At 40.1% G+C, this 16,702-nt stretch carries 14 protein-coding genes; 9 read left to right on the forward strand and 5 right to left on the reverse strand.

Features of this window, described 5'->3' with window-relative positions; all coding sequences use genetic code 11:
- Nucleotides 1-282: 282 nt before the first annotated feature.
- From prfB to CQZ96_RS14280, 5 genes are all read left to right on the forward strand, one after another.
- A protein-coding gene (prfB, locus tag CQZ96_RS14260) for a peptide chain release factor 2 (protein ID WP_096735380.1) occupies nt 283-1,378 on the forward strand; the annotation gives its coding sequence in 2 pieces (ribosomal slippage) (nt 283-354 and nt 356-1,378; 1,095 coding nt in all).
- A gap of 140 nt (nt 1,379-1,518) precedes the next feature.
- Complete coding sequence (locus CQZ96_RS14265) at nt 1,519-1,818, forward strand: ArsR/SmtB family transcription factor (protein WP_034614967.1); 300 nt, start codon at nt 1,519-1,521, stop codon at nt 1,816-1,818.
- A 38-nt stretch (nt 1,819-1,856) separates the two neighbouring features.
- Nucleotides 1,857-2,915: an alkene reductase gene (locus CQZ96_RS14270; RefSeq protein ID WP_105714208.1), complete on the forward strand. Its 1,059-nt coding sequence runs from the start codon at nt 1,857-1,859 to the stop codon at nt 2,913-2,915.
- Nucleotides 2,916-3,265: 350 nt separating this feature from the next.
- On the forward strand, nt 3,266-4,546 hold the full coding sequence (locus CQZ96_RS14275; RefSeq protein WP_004823664.1) for a 3-deoxy-D-manno-octulosonic acid transferase: 1,281 nt from the start codon (nt 3,266-3,268) through the stop codon (nt 4,544-4,546).
- Nucleotides 4,547-4,606: 60 nt separating this feature from the next.
- Entirely contained in the window at nt 4,607-5,320 is a 714-nt protein-coding gene (locus CQZ96_RS14280; protein WP_105714209.1) for a 16S rRNA (uracil(1498)-N(3))-methyltransferase, read from the forward strand.
- On the opposite strand, the gene CQZ96_RS14285 is transcribed toward CQZ96_RS14280, so the two are convergent.
- Entirely contained in the window at nt 5,303-6,286 is a 984-nt protein-coding gene (locus CQZ96_RS14285; RefSeq protein WP_373868811.1) for a mechanosensitive ion channel family protein, read from the reverse strand. The two genes, CQZ96_RS14280 and CQZ96_RS14285, sit on opposite strands and share 18 nt — an antisense overlap.
- A gap of 146 nt (nt 6,287-6,432) precedes the next feature.
- Nucleotides 6,433-7,014: a DUF805 domain-containing protein gene (locus CQZ96_RS14290; protein ID WP_105714210.1), complete on the reverse strand. Its 582-nt coding sequence runs from the start codon at nt 7,012-7,014 to the stop codon at nt 6,433-6,435.
- Nucleotides 7,015-7,307: 293 nt separating this feature from the next.
- Here CQZ96_RS14290 and acs point away from each other — a divergent pair, with 293 nt between their 5' ends.
- Both acs and CQZ96_RS14300 read left to right on the forward strand, forming a co-directional pair.
- A complete protein-coding gene (gene acs, locus CQZ96_RS14295; protein WP_105714211.1) occupies nt 7,308-9,251 on the forward strand; it encodes an acetate--CoA ligase in 1,944 nt (647 codons plus the stop codon).
- Nucleotides 9,252-9,419: 168 nt separating this feature from the next.
- Nucleotides 9,420-10,604, forward strand: a complete 1,185-nt coding sequence (locus CQZ96_RS14300) for an acyl-CoA dehydrogenase family protein (RefSeq protein WP_105714212.1) — start codon at nt 9,420-9,422, stop codon at nt 10,602-10,604.
- 214 nt (nt 10,605-10,818) lie between these two features.
- Here the strand turns inward: CQZ96_RS14300 and ampC are convergent, their stop codons facing one another.
- From ampC to msuE, 3 genes are all read right to left on the reverse strand, one after another.
- Nucleotides 10,819-11,943, reverse strand: coding sequence for a class C beta-lactamase (gene ampC / locus CQZ96_RS14305; RefSeq protein WP_416377034.1), 1,125 nt, complete (start codon nt 11,941-11,943; stop codon nt 10,819-10,821).
- A 347-nt stretch (nt 11,944-12,290) separates the two neighbouring features.
- The gene (gene sfnG, locus CQZ96_RS14310) at nt 12,291-13,409 is read right to left on the reverse strand and encodes a dimethylsulfone monooxygenase SfnG (protein ID WP_004723462.1); all 1,119 of its coding nucleotides are present in this window, start codon (nt 13,407-13,409) and stop codon (nt 12,291-12,293) included.
- A 46-nt stretch (nt 13,410-13,455) separates the two neighbouring features.
- On the reverse strand, nt 13,456-14,193 hold the full coding sequence (gene msuE, locus CQZ96_RS14315) for an FMN reductase (protein WP_004723461.1): 738 nt from the start codon (nt 14,191-14,193) through the stop codon (nt 13,456-13,458).
- Nucleotides 14,194-14,571: 378 nt separating this feature from the next.
- Here msuE and CQZ96_RS14320 point away from each other — a divergent pair, with 378 nt between their 5' ends.
- Entirely contained in the window at nt 14,572-15,225 is a 654-nt protein-coding gene (locus CQZ96_RS14320) for a response regulator (RefSeq protein WP_004823671.1), read from the forward strand.
- Between the two features lie 234 nt (nt 15,226-15,459).
- Nucleotides 15,460-16,680, forward strand: coding sequence for an MFS transporter (locus CQZ96_RS14325; RefSeq protein WP_105714214.1), 1,221 nt, complete (start codon nt 15,460-15,462; stop codon nt 16,678-16,680).
- The last annotated feature ends 22 nt before the right edge of the window (nt 16,681-16,702 follow it).

The following is a 16,702-nucleotide window of genomic DNA, read 5'->3' on the forward strand; positions in this document are numbered from 1 at the left end:
GATATTGGTACGCTTTGAGTAAGGGTTGGACATAATTTGTAATAAAAAAGCTTTCAGAAATTAAAATACTCTTAAGCAAATGATCAATTGTAGAATTTATAAACATAAGCTTTGACTACGATAAGACGATCTTTCTGATTGCAAAAAAGCAATTCATCTTATTTCTCTTGTTACAGCATTTTTGAGCTGTAGATTGATCTATAAAATGCCATATCTCAACTTTTTCCACTCTGTGGTAGAATGCGTGCGAATTAAAAGACGTCAAATGTGAGATTAAAACTCGTGGAAATTAATCCTTATCTAGTTCAGCTAAAAGACTTAAATGACCGTGGTCTAACACTACGGGGGTATCTTTGACTACGATCTAAAGAAAGAGCGTTTAGAAGAGGTTCTCCGCGAGTTAGAAGATCCAGCGATCTGGAATGATCAAAGCCGTGCTCAGGCGATGGCAAAAGAAAAAGGCGAGCTTGAAAACGTGATCAACGTTTTAGAAGGCTTGGCGACACAGCTTGATGATGCACAAGCCATGCTTGATCTTGCTGTTGAAGCAGATGATGAAAGCTTATTGGCAGATGTTCAGTCGGAATTGACTGCAGCGGAAGAAGAGTTAGCAAAACTTGAATTCCGTCGTATGTTTAGTAATCCAATGGACCCAAATCCATGTTATGTGGAAATTCAAGCTGGTTCAGGCGGTACTGAAGCACAAGATTGGGCTTCAATGCTGTTACGTATGTATATGCGTTGGATCGAACGTCATGGCTTTAAAGCAGAATTGATGGAAGAATCAGATGGTGATGTTGCAGGGATTAAATCTGCAACAATCCGTGTTGAAGGCGAGTATGCTTATGGTTGGTTACGTACCGAATCTGGCGTACACCGTTTAGTGCGTAAGTCACCATTTGACTCAGGTAATCGCCGTCATACCTCATTCTCGGCAGTATTTGTATCACCTGAAGTGGACGATAATATTGAAATTGATATTAATCCTGCTGACGTGCGTACAGATACATATCGTGCATCTGGTGCAGGCGGTCAGCATATTAACAAAACTGACTCAGCAGTACGTTTGACTCACGCACCAACTGGGATTGTGGTGGCATGTCAGAACCAGCGTTCACAACATGCAAACCGTGATCATGCTTGGAAACAATTACGTGCAAAATTGTACGAATTGGAAATGAGTAAACGTAATGAAGCTGCTCAAGCACTTGAAGATTCAAAATCGGATATTGGCTGGGGCAGTCAGATTCGTTCATATGTACTGGATGACTCTCGTATTAAAGATTTGCGTACTGGTGTTGAGAACTCGAACACGGGTGCAGTATTGGATGGCGATCTAGATAAATTTATTGAAGCCAGCTTAAAACAAGGTCTTTAATTTAAATTTTTAACAAAAGCAAAGCTTTATCTGTATTTTTGCAATATATCTAAAAAAATCGATATTAAAATCGAAAAAATGCGATATATTGGATGCAAAGATGCTGAATGGAGCTTTGCTCTGAATTGAATGTGTCTAAGATGGATATTGATTTAATTTCTAAAGCATTAGCGAATCCGACTCGCCGACAGATTTTGGAATGGCTTAAGAAGCCACAACAATATTTGTCGGAAGAGCAGTGCGGTGGCTTTGGTCGTGGTGTGTGCGCAGGGAATATCGAGAAGCTCGGTAATGTCTCTCAATCTACGATGTCAAATCATTTGTCTGTTTTGCAACAGTCAGGATTAATTCAGGCCGAGAAATATGGTCAATGGTCATATTTCTCGCGTAATGAAGCTTTAATTCAGCAATATATTGATTATTTACAAAACTCGCTTTAACGCCTGATTTCAATCAGAAAGCGAGTGATGAGGCAAATATGGCTGAACTTAACTCTCCCCTTGTACTTGGCGATTTACATTTAAATAATCGTGTCGTAATGGCGCCTTTAACCCGTAGCCGTGCTACCGCTGATCGGGTACCCACGGCAATCATGGCTGAGCACTATGCACAGCGTGCCAGTGCGGGTTTAATCATTTCTGAAGCAACGGTGATTTCAGAACAAGCCAATGGTTATTTAAATACACCAGGGCTATTTACCGATGCACAAGTTGAGGGCTGGAAGTCTGTAACCCAAGCGGTTCATGATCAAGGTGGTTTGATTGTGGCGCAGTTATGGCATGTGGGACGTGTCTCACATCCAGATTTACTCGATGGTGAAACGCCTGTATCTGCAAGTGCAATACAACAAGCAGGACAAGTCAGCTTATTACGTCCAAAACGTGATTATGTCGTGCCACGCCCTTTGGAAATCTCTGAAATTCATACCATCACCGAACAGTTTAAACAGGCTGCAATTAAAGCCAAGGCGGCTGGTTTTGATGGCGTTGAATTACATGCTGCCAACGGCTACCTGATTGATCAGTTCTTACAAAGTTCAACCAATCACCGTGAAGATGAATATGGTGGTTCTGTTGAAAACCGCGCACGTCTTTTACTTGAAGTCATGGATGCTTTAATTGAAGTATGGGGCGCAGGCCGTGTGGGCATACATTTAGCGCCTCGTGGCGATGAGCATGATATGGGGGATGCTGATCCACGTGAAACCTTTGGTTATGTCTTGGAACAATTAGGTAAACGTAAAATTGCGTTCTTCTTTACACGTGAATATTTAGCCGATGACAGTATCAGCGAATATATGAAGCGACGTTCAAACGGTGTGCCATATATTGCCAATATGCGTTTAAGCCGTGAGGATGCAATTAAACTCTTGGCATCAGGTCAAGCAGATGCGGTGTCTTTCGGTAAAGCTTATATTGCCAATCCTGATTTGTATGAACGTCTGATTCAAGACGCACCTTTGAATGAATTGGTGTTTGAAAATATGATTGGTTCACAAACTGCGGAAGGCTATATTGATTATCCTGCTTTGGGATAAAACAAAGACTGTATTTTCTCTGGATGTGAATGGAATACCCATTCACATCCACAACTCTGATAAATTTAACAAGTTTTCTTTTTGCATCGTTGACTCTTACAAGGCATATCTATTGTACATGGCATGGATATCGCCATTGGTTAAGGCGTACAACACTACCTCTTAACCAATAAGCTTTTTTTCATCCCTGTAAAGCCAAGTTTTGCTAGCGTTGTTGCTGGTTGATGGATCAGATTTGCTCTAGCATGCGGTCGACTACCTTGCTGACAACAAATCGTTAAATATTATTCATTAACAACTGAATATGGCTCTGTTATATTTGCCCATTCATCTATATTGAGACATTCTGTTTGGCTACTCCTTTTTGGTATAACACAGCACTTAAAATCGTTAAGCCTTTGTATCAATGGCGTATCAAAAAACGTGCGAAAGATAGCGCAGAATACCAACAAGAATGTCTTGAGCGCTTTGGCCCCTTTCAAGATGTAAAGAATCAGCATGCCATTTGGTTTCATTGTGTTTCAGTCGGAGAAACCAATGCTGCTCAGCCTTTAATCGAACATTATTTAAAAGCAGGTCATGCTGTTTTAGTCACCAATACGACAAAAACAGGTCAAGCACGTGCCAAATCGTTATTCTTAAAAGCACCTTATCAAGCATTATTTCAAGCGGTATATTTGCCTGCCGATCAGCGCTATTTAGTTGCTGATTTTTATCAGAAATACCAACCCAAATTGCTGATTTTGGTTGAAACTGAACTATGGCCAAATCTTATTGACCTAGCTCAACAGTTTAAAGTGCCTTGTATTTTAGTGAATGCACGGCTTTCAGAAAAATCTGCCAAAGGCTATGCCAAAGTTCCAAGCCTAACCCGTCCAATGCTACAGAAATTAGATCAGTTATTGGCGCAAGATGTTGCAACGCAGCAACGCTTTATTGATCTAGGTATACCACAAAATAAAACACAAGTACTTGGAAGTATTAAATTTGATATTTCTGCACCTGAACAATTTATCCATAAAGCACAACAGTTGCAGCAGGACTGGAATTTAGCAAATCGAAAAATCATCACCATCGCCAGTACACACGCACCTGAAGAAGAAAAATTATTTCTCGCATTTAAAACCTATTTAGAACAATATCCAGATTGGTTGTTAATCGTTGTCCCGCGCCATCCTGAACGTTTTGATGAGGTTTTTGCTGCTGCACAAAGTTTAAATTTAACAACACAGCGTCGTAGCTTAGAGCAAGCAATCGAGTCGAATACCCAAGTCTATTTGGCAGACAGTATGGGTGAAATGTGGCTGTGGTATGCATTGAGTCAGGCATGTTTTGTTGGTGGGTCGTTAAATGAACCCGGTGGTGGACATAATATTTTAGAAGCTATGGTTTTAGATGTACCCACCGTGATTGGACCGCATTATTTTAATTTTCAAGCCATTGTGGATGAGTTCTTACAGGCAGATGCCTTAAAAGTGGGGCAAACTGTTGATGAGGTGGTTCAGTTATTGGTGCGCTGTTTGGAAGATCAAGCTTTTGCCCAGCAATTAAGCCAGCATGCGATTGATGTTTTAAAGCGTAATCAGGGTTCTTTATACAAACATATTGCAGTGATTGATCAGTATTTATAATTTATACATTGTTGATGAATAAACACCATCAGCTAAAAGTGAAACGAACCAGAATTTTTTATGAACATCGTCCTTCTTGATCCTCGTCAAACACAAGCTGAAACTTGGACAATCAGTTCAAAAAGGCAAGTTGAACATTTGCACACGCATCTTGCTGCCAAAGTTGGAGATACGCTTAAGGTTGGCGTTGAGGGTGCCAGTCGTTATTTAACTGAAATTGTTGATATTTCAGAACATACGATTTTACTTCGACCGATTCAAGAAGAGCCTGTTCCAGCAAAATTGCCCGTAACTTTAATTGTGGCATTACCACGCCCCAAAGTGTTACGCCGCTTAATTATGGATGCGGTGACACTGGGGGTAGAAAAATTAATTTTGATTCATAGTTATCGGGTTGATAAAAGTTATTGGCAAAGCCCTTTTTTACAGCAAATTGATCATTACATTACCTTGGGATTAGAACAGGCGGGGGATACCATCGCTCCTCAAATTGAACTTTACAAACGCTTTAAACCCTTTGTTGAAGATGTCTTACCTAGCTTCATTACGCCACAAAATCCTGCTTATGTGGCACATCCGTATACTGAACAGAAAATGCCATTTGCTATCGATCATTCATGTACTGTGATTATTGGACCCGAAGGTGGTTTTATACCTTATGAGGTGGATTTACTGATAAAAAACGGCTGCCAAGCAGTGAGCTTAGGCAACCGTATTTTGCGTACTGAAACCGCGATCCCTTATGTATTGGGGCGCTTATTTAGCACGAGCTGATTCGATGTCATCCGCTGATGGATCACCGCGGTAGACTTTGACTTCCTGAACAGGATAAGGAATCGAAATATTATTATCCGCAAAGGCTTCAAGCACACGTTCTTGAATTTCACTGATCGAAGCCGCAGTAACCACTTGCGTGGTATCTACCCACCAACGAACGGTTAAATTGACAGAGAAATCCGCCAAAGCAGAAACATTCACAGTAAAGCCCGGCTGGCTTAAAATACGTTGATCTTTATCAAGCAATTTAAGAATAATGTCTTTGGCTTTCTGTACATCATCTTCATAACCAATCCCAACCACAAACTCACAACGACGGCGTTGGTAAGCGGTATTTACCGTCACGGCACTGGTATACACAGTTGCGTTTGGAATCACGATACGTCGCCCATCAGGAGAACGTAAAAAAGTTGCACGAATTTGAATATCTTCGACAGTACCTTCCATATTGTTGACAATGATGTCATCACCAATCTTGAACGGTTCACCCAAAAGAATCAAAATTCCAGAAAGTAGATTTTGGAAAATATCTTTAAATGCAAAACCAATCGCGACCGAACCAATCCCCAAAGCACTCATCAGTTGAGCAGGAGTAAAGCCTGGAATTGCAATGACCATGGCAATTAAGAAACCAAAAAAGATAATTGCGGTACTGCCGACACGATTCAGTACCAGAACTAAATTTTGGCGAGTATAAGTACGGTTTTCGAGTGTTCTACGGACAAAGAATTTAAAAAGCTTAGACAACAACCAGAAAATAGTGATGACGATCAGCGCAATACATAAATATGGCATACGCTCCCAAAAACCATCAACAAACTTGTCGATGGTTGAGTATGCGTCTTTATATTTTTCAGTATGTTGAATCACTGTTTGTGCAGTTTTTTCGCCTGCAGAATGGATCAATTGAGTCGTGTCTTGCGCAACGGTACTCAATGCATTTGCTTCTTCAGCCACAATCATGTCCAATAAAATAATTGGCATATTTTGCCTGAAATTTCAAAGAAGTTAAGCTTTGATTACAGTTTTTCTTATGACGGACAAATAAAAATAATATTTGTGAATCAATATTCAACTCATGTTAAGGCATCATTAAGGATTAATTCTTCTTAAAAATATTTAGTCCCTTTTTCAATGATTGTTGTTGGATTTTCAATTTCTCCAGTCCCCAGCATAAATGACACCACACTTATAGAGCTAACTAAGCTGATGATAAAGCCTATTAGCATGAGCCAAGCCATTAATTTTTCAATAAAAGTCGATGGACGTGGGTGACCAAAACGATTGGCGCGATTACAACCACGTGCAAGGAGTAAATACAGCAGCATCAAGAATTGCACAATGGGAATCAGCAATAACAGAATAAACCAACCAGATTTATTACGATCATGCAGCCTGCGAATAATCACAACCATCATTCCATATAAATAAAGACAGCTGAGTGCGAGGTAAGTGAACTGTCCTAATCCTGAAATCGAATTTATCGCATGTTGGCTGAATTGCAGTGAATGTAAATTCACAATGCCAAAGACTAGACCGAGGGCAAGCAATGCAATGGTAAAAATGAGATGCAAAAATCCAAACCAAGCAATATAACTCAAACGATTAAAGCGGCCTTGAGTGGAAAGGGGATAATCTACTGGTGATACTTGATGCTTTGAAAAAAAAGTCGACGATTCTTGTATTTGCATGACGATCGCGTCCAGCTGAATGAGTTCGGTAAGGAAATGTTTTTTTCTGAAAAAAACCATATGCACTTCTGACTACAAATTATAAGATCAAAAAAACTCCATAGATATTGAAAATTCGAATATTTTGGCAAATGACTTAAGATTTTCCGATGGTTAAAGTGACCCCCGTGTCTACGACCAAAGCACAATTGTTAACCGAAATGCGCTATCGTAATACTGAACACATGCAGCAAATAAAATCAAGAACGTAGGCATACATCTCGTGATGAGGTGAAAAATCAAGGAAGCAGAATATGAATGAAATCTATCCAGTTCCAGAACAATTTGTTAAAACAGCAAGGACCAATGAACAAGAATACTTCGATCGTTATCAACAGTCAGTAGAGCATCCAGATGAGTTTTGGGCAGAGGCTGCAAAGAAATTGGACTGGATTAAGCCATTTACTCAAGTAAAAAACACCAGCTATGACAAAGATAATTTTAAAATTGAATGGTTTGCAGATGGGCAACTGAATGTCAGTGCCAACTGTTTAGATCGTCATTTAAAAGAGCACCCACTGAAACCTGCGATTATTTGGGAGGGGGATCATCCATCTCGCCATAAAATCATTTCTTTTGAAGAACTGCATGATGAAGTGTGTCGTTTTGCCAATGTTTTAAAGAAAAATGGAATCGGGAAAGGTGATCGAGTCATTTTGTATATGCCGATGATCCCTGAAGCTGCGATTGCCATGCTGGCCTGTACCCGAATAGGGGCAGTGCATTGTGTGGTATTTGGTGGATTCTCTCCAGACTCATTGGCAAGTCGGATAGACGACAGTCAAGCCAAATTGGTGATTACTGCTGACCAAGGTATGCGTGGTGGTAAAACGATCCCGTTAAAAGAGAATGTAGATGCCGCATTGGCGCTGGATGGAACCACTTCCGTTGAAAAAATGATTGTGGTGCATAGAACAGGCCATCCAATAACAATGCAGGAGGGGCGTGACCTGTGGTATCACATGGAAATTATGACGGTCACAGATATCTGTCCGCCAGAACCGATGAATGCCGAAGATCCTTTATTTATTTTATATACGTCTGGATCAACAGGAAAGCCTAAAGGAGTGTTACATACTACGGGTGGTTATTTAACTTATGTCAATTCAACTTTCCGTGAAGTTTTTGATATTAAACAAGATGATGTGTTCTGGTGTACCGCAGATGTGGGTTGGATTACGGGGCATTCTTATGTGCTTTATGGACCATTATCCAATGGTACAACCACTGTCATGTCCGAAGGTATCCCACAATATCCAACATGGGCACGCACAGGGCATATTGTAGATAAGCATAACATTACCATTCTCTATACTGCACCAACAGCGATCCGCGCCATGATGCGTGAAGGTGATGCTTTTGTGCGTGAAAGTGACCGTAGCAGTTTGCGTCTATTGGGTACCGTGGGTGAGCCGATTAATCCAGAAGCATGGAATTGGTACTATACCGTTGTCGGTGAAAGTCGTTGTCCAATTGTGGATACATGGTGGCAAACTGAAACAGGCGGTATTTTAATTTCGCCACTGCCGGGCGCAACTCCACTTAAACCGGGTTCGGCCACTCGTCCATTGTTTGGTGTACAACCGGCATTGGTTGATGCTGAGGGTCAAGAACTTGAAGGTGAAGCAGAAGGCAATTTGATTATTAAGAATTCTTGGCCGGGGCAAATGCGGACCATTTGGGGCGATCCTGAGCGATTTATTGAAGCATATTTCTCGACCTATTCAGGCAGTTATTTTACTGGTGATGGTGCGCGCCGTGATAAAGATGGTTATTACTGGATTACAGGCCGTGTAGATGATGTTCTGAATGTTTCGGGTCACCGTTTGGGCACTGCTGAAATTGAAAGTGCCTTAGTTGCGCATGCAAAAGTCGCTGAATCAGCTGTTGTCGGTATGCCACATGAGATTAAAGGGCAAGGCATAGCGGCTTATGTGACCTTGCAGGCCGGTGAAGCTGAAACTGAAGAATTACGTAAAGAATTGGTCAGTTGGGTGCGTAAAGTGCTGGGACCTGTGGCAACACCTGATGCAATTTATTGGGCACCTGCTTTACCAAAAACCCGTTCTGGAAAAATCATGCGACGCATTTTAAGAAAAATTGCTGCCAATGAGTTAGATAGTTTAGGCGATACTTCTACTTTGGCTGATCCCGGTGTGGTAGATCAGTTGATTGCAGAGGTTAAGGCCAATTCTTAGTGATTGAAGTCTCTTGATTTTGCTAGCCAAAAGTTGAATACCTTTAGAGAAATTCTAGCGGTATTTTTTGTTATTGATTTTCAAACCACAGAATAAGTAATGCAGGCATTGAGATAAGGAAATCTTACTTGATTTGATAAGCTCAAGGCACTGGGAATAAGAGTAAATATGATGAATGCACCTCAACAGGCGTTAAACCTTTCTGCTTTAGCAACGGCAAAGCAATTGGCAGAACAATTTGCGCAGACTGCTGCTGAGCGTGATAAAGCAGGTGGTAATCCGAAGCTGGAACGGGATTTGATTCGTCAAAGTGGCTTATTGGGACTGTCTATTCCACAACAATATGGCGGGCAAGGAGCAAACTGGAAAACAATTTTCCAGACCATTCAAAGTATTGCACAAGTCGATAGTTCCTTAGCACATGTATATGGCTTTCATCATTTACTAATCGCCACTGTGCAGTTATTTGCTCAGCCTCAACAATATTCGTCATGGTTTGAACACACCGCCCGCAATAACTTGTTTTGGGGCAATACTTTAAACCCTTTAGATCAGCGCACGAAGGTACAACAACTCACTGAGAACGACTTTATTTTTCATGGTGATAAAAGCTTTTGCTCAGGATCAATAGATTCAGACATACTGCTTTGTTCGGGCTTTAATGATGCTGGAAAATTACTGATAGCTGTGATCCCAACACGTCGAGAAGGGGTCAGTTTTTTAGGCGATTGGAATAATATGGGGCAGCGCCAAACAGATAGCGGTACCAGTCATTTTGAACAGGTCAAAATTCACAAAGATGAGTTATTGTTAAATCCAGGACCATTAAGTACACCTTACTCCAGTTTACGACCTTTGATCGCGCAATTGATTTTTGTGCATCTGTTTTTAGGCGTTGCTGAAGGTGCCTTTGACCTTGCAAGACAAACAATACAAAGTCAGAAAGCATGGTCAACGTCTTTGGCTGAAAATGCGGTGAATGATCCATTTACCCAGAAGCATTTTGCTGAGTTTTATGTACAGCTTGAAAGTGTACGTTTACTTGCCGATAAAGCCATTGCAGCATTGCAAACGGCTTGGAATATTGGTGAGCAATTAACAGCAGAACAACGTGGTGAAGTCTCAATTGCTATTGCGACTGCAAAAATTGCTGCAACCAATAGCTCATTGTTTATAACACAGAATATTTTTCAAGTAATGGGTGCTAGAGCGACAACAACCAAATTAAATTTAGATCGTTTTTGGCGAAATGTCCGTACTCAGACTTTGCATGATCCGATTGATTATAAGTATCAGGAAGTAGGGGAATGGGTATTGACTGGAAAAGTGCCTGATCCAAGTTTTTACGCTTGAACCTAAGCCGACCGATGACATTTTATAGACGTTCATTCCTAGCGCTTTAGCGTTGGTATTGCCATAGCTTAGATTGAAAAAAACTGTGTTGGATAAGGGGTAGCTGTTATACCCCTACCAACAGCGACAATTATATTGCCATGCAATAGATACAACATGAATGATCTAACAATGCACAAAGCTAAAGCCTAGCCCGATCTGATGTGTTTCAGCATCAAGAATTGGATTTTTGCTTTAAGCTATTGAGCACTTCATACGCTGCCTTAATTCGCTCAGCATTGGGAATTTTTTTATTCATTAACATCACCAAGCCAAAGTTCTCTTGTGGAATATAAATAACATAGGTCCCAAAACCATTGGTAGAGCCAGTTTTATGAAAGACTCTTGAACCAGTCTTCACGAGGGTTTTTTCAACAGGGTTAGATTGCATCACAACCCGATCAGAATTGCTTTCTAATAGTGTGTTTAATGTAGCTGGGTAGCTGAACGATTCCCAGCCAAGGGCTTGGGTCATACCACCCATTTTAAAGTAACCCGTATGTGTTGCTAGAATTGCAGGTTTAATCGCTGCTTTGGCTTGATCTGGATTTAAGTTTAAATTTAAAAAATGTAGCATGTCAGGTAGGCTAGATTTCACCCCATAGGCTTGCGCATCAAAAGCGCCAGCAGTGACCCGAAGCGGGTGATTATTTTGATCATAACCAAAAGCATAGTTGCCTTGTTGTGCTTTAGGAACTTGGACATAAGTATGTTGGAGTTCTAGTTTGGGGAAGATCACTTGCTCTAATAAGGCGCTAAAAGGCATGTTCATGGCTTTAGCGGTCGCTTCACCGAATAGCCCTATGCTTGGATTAGAATATTGTCGAAATTGACCAATCGGGTTTTTGACTTTCCAATCTTGAAAATATTGAAGTGTTTGCGCATCTGTTTTTATTTGATCAGGAAATTGCAATGGAAGATTACCACTGGTGTAGGTGGCCAATTCTAAGAGTGTGACTTGATTAATGTCTGAGTTTTTTAATGCGGGTATATATTTACCAGGATGGTCTTGAAGAGAAATTTTGCCTAAATTTTCTGTATAAGTGCCTGCTGTTGCAGTAAATATCTTACTGACTGAGCCTAGTTCAAAAAGGGTATTTTTATTTACGGCTTTCGCATTCGCAAGTGATTGTACGCCGTAGTATTTTTCATAACTTTTCCCGTTATACAAAACACCTATTGCCATACCAGGCACTGCATAAGTTTTCATTAATGGCTGAAATGCAGTATTCATCGCAGTTTCAACCTTTATAGACGTTGCAGGTATCTCATTGGCGTTTACATAGGTCGTCAAGCTCATACTGCCGATGAGGACGCAAAATATCGTTTTTGTTTTATTTAAAACTACCATGCCCACTTTTTCCATCTATGCTACAAAAAGGGCGTATTTTAAGGTTGAAAGAAATTTTTTCCAAGATTGCGGTTGTTGAGTATATGTATAGAACAAATACACTCGATGATTCAATAAAACAAAAGTTGGCTAATGTATGTAAGGATAATTGTACTGATTTATACGATTCTATTTTTTATAAATGCTTTTTATTTATTCTAAAAAAAATCCCTCAAGCCGAGTCAAGAGGGAAAGCTGCAAAGCTGTTTTAGTTATTTATTGTTGTTTTCACAGCACCATCGATGAAGAGATAGGCCTTAAGCTGATTTTGCAGTAATTTGATCTTTTTGCGCTTCTTCAATTTGACGAACCAAAGGCAAGACCTTTTCACCGAAATATTCAACTTCTTCGATGAAATGTAAAAAGCCAGATAACACCAGATCTACGCCTACATTTTTGAGTGCAACAATACGTTCAGCAATTTGTTGCGGTGTACCAATCAGATTGGTTTTAAAGCCATCGTTATATTGCACCAAGTCTTCAAATGTTGATTTTGCCCAATTACCTTCACCTTCTTTAGATGCCGCGCCCGCTTCACGGGTTGCATCGCCAAAGGCATTGACTGCTTCAACATTGGCTTGGTCAATAATCTCTTGCAACACCGCTTTTGCTTCTTCTTCAGTGTCACGAGCAATGATAAAAGCATTGACCCCGATTTTGACTGAGTGGTTATTTAGCTTGGCTTTTTCACGAATATCATCGATTTGTTTTTTGAGTTCCTCAGGTGTATTGCCATTGGTGAAATACCAATCTGAAACACGCGAAGCCATGTCACGTGCAGCACGTGAACTTCCACCTTGGAATACTTCAATATGGGGTTTTTGCAAAGGCTTTGGTTTTAAAGTGTAGTCTTTAAACTGATAATATTTACCATCAAAACTATAATTATCTGTCGTCCAAATACCTTTTAAAGTACGAATAAATTCTTCAGAACGAACATAGCGTTCATCATGTTCAGGCCATGGCTCACCAATGGCATCAAACTCGCCACGGAACCAGCCACTTACGACATTAATCGCAATACGCCCATTGGTCAGGTAATCAATGGTCGCCAACTGTTTTGCGGCTAAAACAGGTTTCCATGGTCCCGGAAGAATTGCTGCAATTACTTTTAATTTTTCAGTCTTGGCTAAAAGTGCATGACTAAAACTCACAGATTCATGTTGATTTTCAGCGCCATAACCTGCGGTAAAACGAATTTGGGTGAGGGCATATTCAAAACCACTTTTTTCGGCAGCTTGTGCCAAACGTACATTGTAGTCATAGCTCCAGTCTGTACGTTGTTCAATATTACTGACCACTAAGCCGCCACTGACATTGGGAACCCAATAGGCAAATCGAATTGCTTGACCATTATTCGATGAAAACTGTGACATATCATAACCCTCAATTTTTTATGATTTATTCATAACAAGGTTGCGTTTAAGCAACCTGTGATTGTGGTGTTTTGGATTTTGCATGTAGACGAGACTCTGCCGCATCCAAGTCTGGTATCGCCGCGGAAGGAAGCACATCATCTTGCTCAATCTGTTTGTTGATGCCTAAATTTTGATTGGCTTGTTCCGTTTTGGCTTTCACCACTTCTGCTCGCTGACCTTTTGCAGGCGCCCATTCTAAAATTGGCAATGCACGTGCAACAGCTAAAGTGATACGGTCTTGGATGTGTTCACTTTTAATGGTGTACTCAGGCGTAAAATCACGATCTGTTGCATAGACACCAATAGGCAGCGTTTGCGCTTGAAAGAAGCTAAATAATGGACGTAACTGATGCTCTAGAACTAAAGCATGACGGTCACTACCACCCGATGCAGCAAGCAATACAGGAACATCGACTAGCGCTGTTTGTTCAACAAAATCAAAGAAATGTTTAAATAAACCAGTAAATGATGCACGATAAACAGGTGTTCCCACGATGAGCGCATCTGCTGCTTCTACGGCAGCTAAGTCATCTTGAACACGTTGTGGCAGTTGGTTGCGATAAATTGCGCCCCCTAACAAATGGCCTATTTCACTGAATTTAATAAAATGAACATGAATCGGTGTTGCCTGACCCAGCTCATCTAAAATCGCTTGCACTAAACTTTCGGTTTTTGAAGGGTTATTTAATCCCCCTGAAACAGCAACAATATTTAATGGTTTTTGTTGAGTATAAATAGACATGTTGGCAACCTAATAAATTGAATCTCGGAATGCCATTCATTAATCTATATTTGACGAAGCAGTGTAAAATAATGAAAAACAGATTGGTTATCTGTTTTTAAGATAAACCACAAAGCCTTTGAATAATGCACGATTTCGTCTTTTAAGTATTTGAAGTTAAATAATATTCTTAAAATGAATAAGTAATTCATTTTTAACTGTTTATTTTATATTTAAAAGTGATATTCAAATCTTAATTTCGATAAATGACCTAAAGATTGTAGGGAATTTTAATTAAAGCCGACAAATTATTCAAAAATTCGTTAATATTTACGTATCCTAAATAGCAATAGTGCGGTTAGAATGAAATAACTGCGCTAGAGATCTCTCGCTTCGCTTATGAATATTTTAATCGTTGATGATCATCCACTGTTTCGCCATGCGTTAATTCAGGCGGTTCGTTATAGTTTGCCACAGGCTCAAATTAGTGAAACTGCGGCTGTTAATGAATTTTATGAGCGTTTGGAAAATGGTCCAGAACCAGATCTCGTCTTGTTGGATTTAAATCTGCCAGGCGCATCGGGTTTCTCTGCATTGGTACATGTTCGTGCACAGTATCCTGCACTTCCTATTATTGTGGTTTCTGCTCACGAAGATGCGTCCATTATTCAACGTGCAATTGCACATGGCGCAATGGGCTATATTCCTAAATCTGCGCATCCAAGCCATATTGGGGAAGCAATTCGCCAAGTGCTGGATGGTGATATTTGGTTACCGCCAAACTTACCTGCAGCGAATATGAATTTTGACCCGCGTGCCGCAGATGAAACAGCTTTAGCTGAACGTATTCAATCGTTAACACCACAACAGTTCCGTGTATTAATGATGGTTGCAGAAGGTTTATTGAATAAGCAAATTGCTTATGAACTTGATGTTTCGGAAGCGACTATTAAAGCGCATGTGACGGCAATTTTCCGTAAATTAGGTGTACAGAACCGTACTCAAGCGGTACTCGCAATCAATGCACTAAATATTGAAGAACGAAAAGTTTAAGATTCTTGCGGGTTAAATTTAACTTCAATATATTGAAAAATTACGAGAAGAGTGTATTAAAAATATGCTCTTTTTTATTTTCTGATTTCTGCATTTACTCATGTAATTTTATTCTAAATCAAATATTTAAAATTCATATCTGACTTGAATCATCAAGGGATTGTCTGCAATAAAACTTTAGCTTTTATCAAGAGTTAAAAATAGGCGTATACTGAACGGACATGAGGAATAATTATGTCTGAAGCACCTGAATCTACAGCTTATATTGAGTATGGCACTCGGCCTTTTATCGCAATTTTACTTTCATTGTTTTTAGCTGGCTTTGCTGTATTTTCATCGTTGTACTGTGTTCAGCCGATGATGCCGTTTTTGGCAAGTTTTTTTCATGTTACGCCAACCCATAGTAGTTTCCCGCTTTCATTTTCCACCATTGCCTTAGCCTTAGGGCTTCTTTTTGCAGGACTGATTTCAGATCGTTATGGTCGTAAGCAGATCATGGCCATTTCTTTATTTTCCACCGCAAGCTTATTAGTGCTAAGTTCGTTTTTACCGTATTGGGAAATATTCCTTGCAACACGTATGATGATTGGCTTGGCTGTTAGTGGTGTTGCTTCTGTAGCAATGACCTATATCGGTGAAGAAATTGCACAAAAAGATGTTGGCTTTGCCATGGGGCTGTATATTTCAGGGACAGCAATAGGGGGAATGGGCGGGCGTTTGATTGCAGGGGTATTGCTGGATTATATCTCTTGGCAAACTGCGACGATGATTATTGGTCTACTTAATTTATTGATCGCGATTACATTTTACATAGCCTTACCTGCCTCTAAACACTTTAAATCTTATCCCATTCAATTCACACGTTTTATCGAATCCTTTAAGAAAAATCTTTCTGACCCAAAGCTGAGACTATTGTTTGTCGAAGGTTTTATTCTGATGGGATGCTTTGTGACCGTGTTTAATTACATGAGTTATCATCTGTTAGAAAAACCTTTTGAATTGTCACAAACATGGATTGGTTTAATCTCGATTGCCTATTTATCTGGCATTTATAGTTCACCTCGTGCAGCCAGTTGGAGTCGTCAATTTGGACGAGGTAAAGTGCTGATTGTGATGTTCTCAAGCATGATTCTGGGGTTATGGATGATGCTGATTCCATCACTATGGGTGATTTTGATTGGCCTATTGATTTTTACTTTCTCATTTTTTGCCGCCCATTCCACATCAAGCAGTTGGGTATCAGTACAATCCTTACAATATCGTGCAGTCGGCTCTTCGCTTTATCTATTTTGTTATTATCTTGGTTCAAGTTTCTTGGGTAGCAGTAGTGGTTTAGTCTGGGAAAAATATGGATGGTTTGGCCTAACAGTTACGATGACTTGCGTACTTTGTATTGGGCTCTTGGTGGCTTTAAAATTAAATCAAACACAGCATAAAGATCAGGTAAAAGTATGAGCGGCTGCATCTAAATAGCGTT

Origin of the sequence: Acinetobacter sp. MYb10, assembly GCF_002980175.2 — a bacterium.
Taxonomy (GTDB): Bacteria; Pseudomonadota; Gammaproteobacteria; order Pseudomonadales; family Moraxellaceae; genus Acinetobacter; species Acinetobacter guillouiae.

Excerpts from the sequence above, each read along its gene's own strand:
- CQZ96_RS14265 (WP_034614967.1), top strand. The coding sequence starts at position 1,519 with ATGGATATTGATTTAATTTCTAAAGCATTAGCGAATCCGACTCGCCGA.
- CQZ96_RS14270 (WP_105714208.1), top strand. The coding sequence starts at position 1,857 with ATGGCTGAACTTAACTCTCCCCTTGTACTTGGCGATTTACATTTAAAT.
- CQZ96_RS14280 (WP_105714209.1), top strand. The coding sequence starts at position 4,607 with ATGAACATCGTCCTTCTTGATCCTCGTCAAACACAAGCTGAAACTTGG.
- CQZ96_RS14285 (WP_373868811.1), bottom strand. The coding sequence starts at position 6,286 with ATGATTGTGGCTGAAGAAGCAAATGCATTGAGTACCGTTGCGCAAGAC.
- CQZ96_RS14290 (WP_105714210.1), bottom strand. The coding sequence starts at position 7,014 with ATGCAAATACAAGAATCGTCGACTTTTTTTTCAAAGCATCAAGTATCA.
- acs (WP_105714211.1), top strand. The coding sequence starts at position 7,308 with ATGAATGAAATCTATCCAGTTCCAGAACAATTTGTTAAAACAGCAAGG.
- CQZ96_RS14300 (WP_105714212.1), top strand. The coding sequence starts at position 9,420 with ATGATGAATGCACCTCAACAGGCGTTAAACCTTTCTGCTTTAGCAACG.
- ampC (WP_416377034.1), bottom strand. The coding sequence starts at position 11,943 with ATGAGCTTGACGACCTATGTAAACGCCAATGAGATACCTGCAACGTCT.
- sfnG (WP_004723462.1), bottom strand. The coding sequence starts at position 13,409 with ATGTCACAGTTTTCATCGAATAATGGTCAAGCAATTCGATTTGCCTAT.
- msuE (WP_004723461.1), bottom strand. The coding sequence starts at position 14,193 with ATGTCTATTTATACTCAACAAAAACCATTAAATATTGTTGCTGTTTCA.
- CQZ96_RS14320 (WP_004823671.1), top strand. The coding sequence starts at position 14,572 with ATGAATATTTTAATCGTTGATGATCATCCACTGTTTCGCCATGCGTTA.
- CQZ96_RS14325 (WP_105714214.1), top strand. The coding sequence starts at position 15,460 with ATGTCTGAAGCACCTGAATCTACAGCTTATATTGAGTATGGCACTCGG.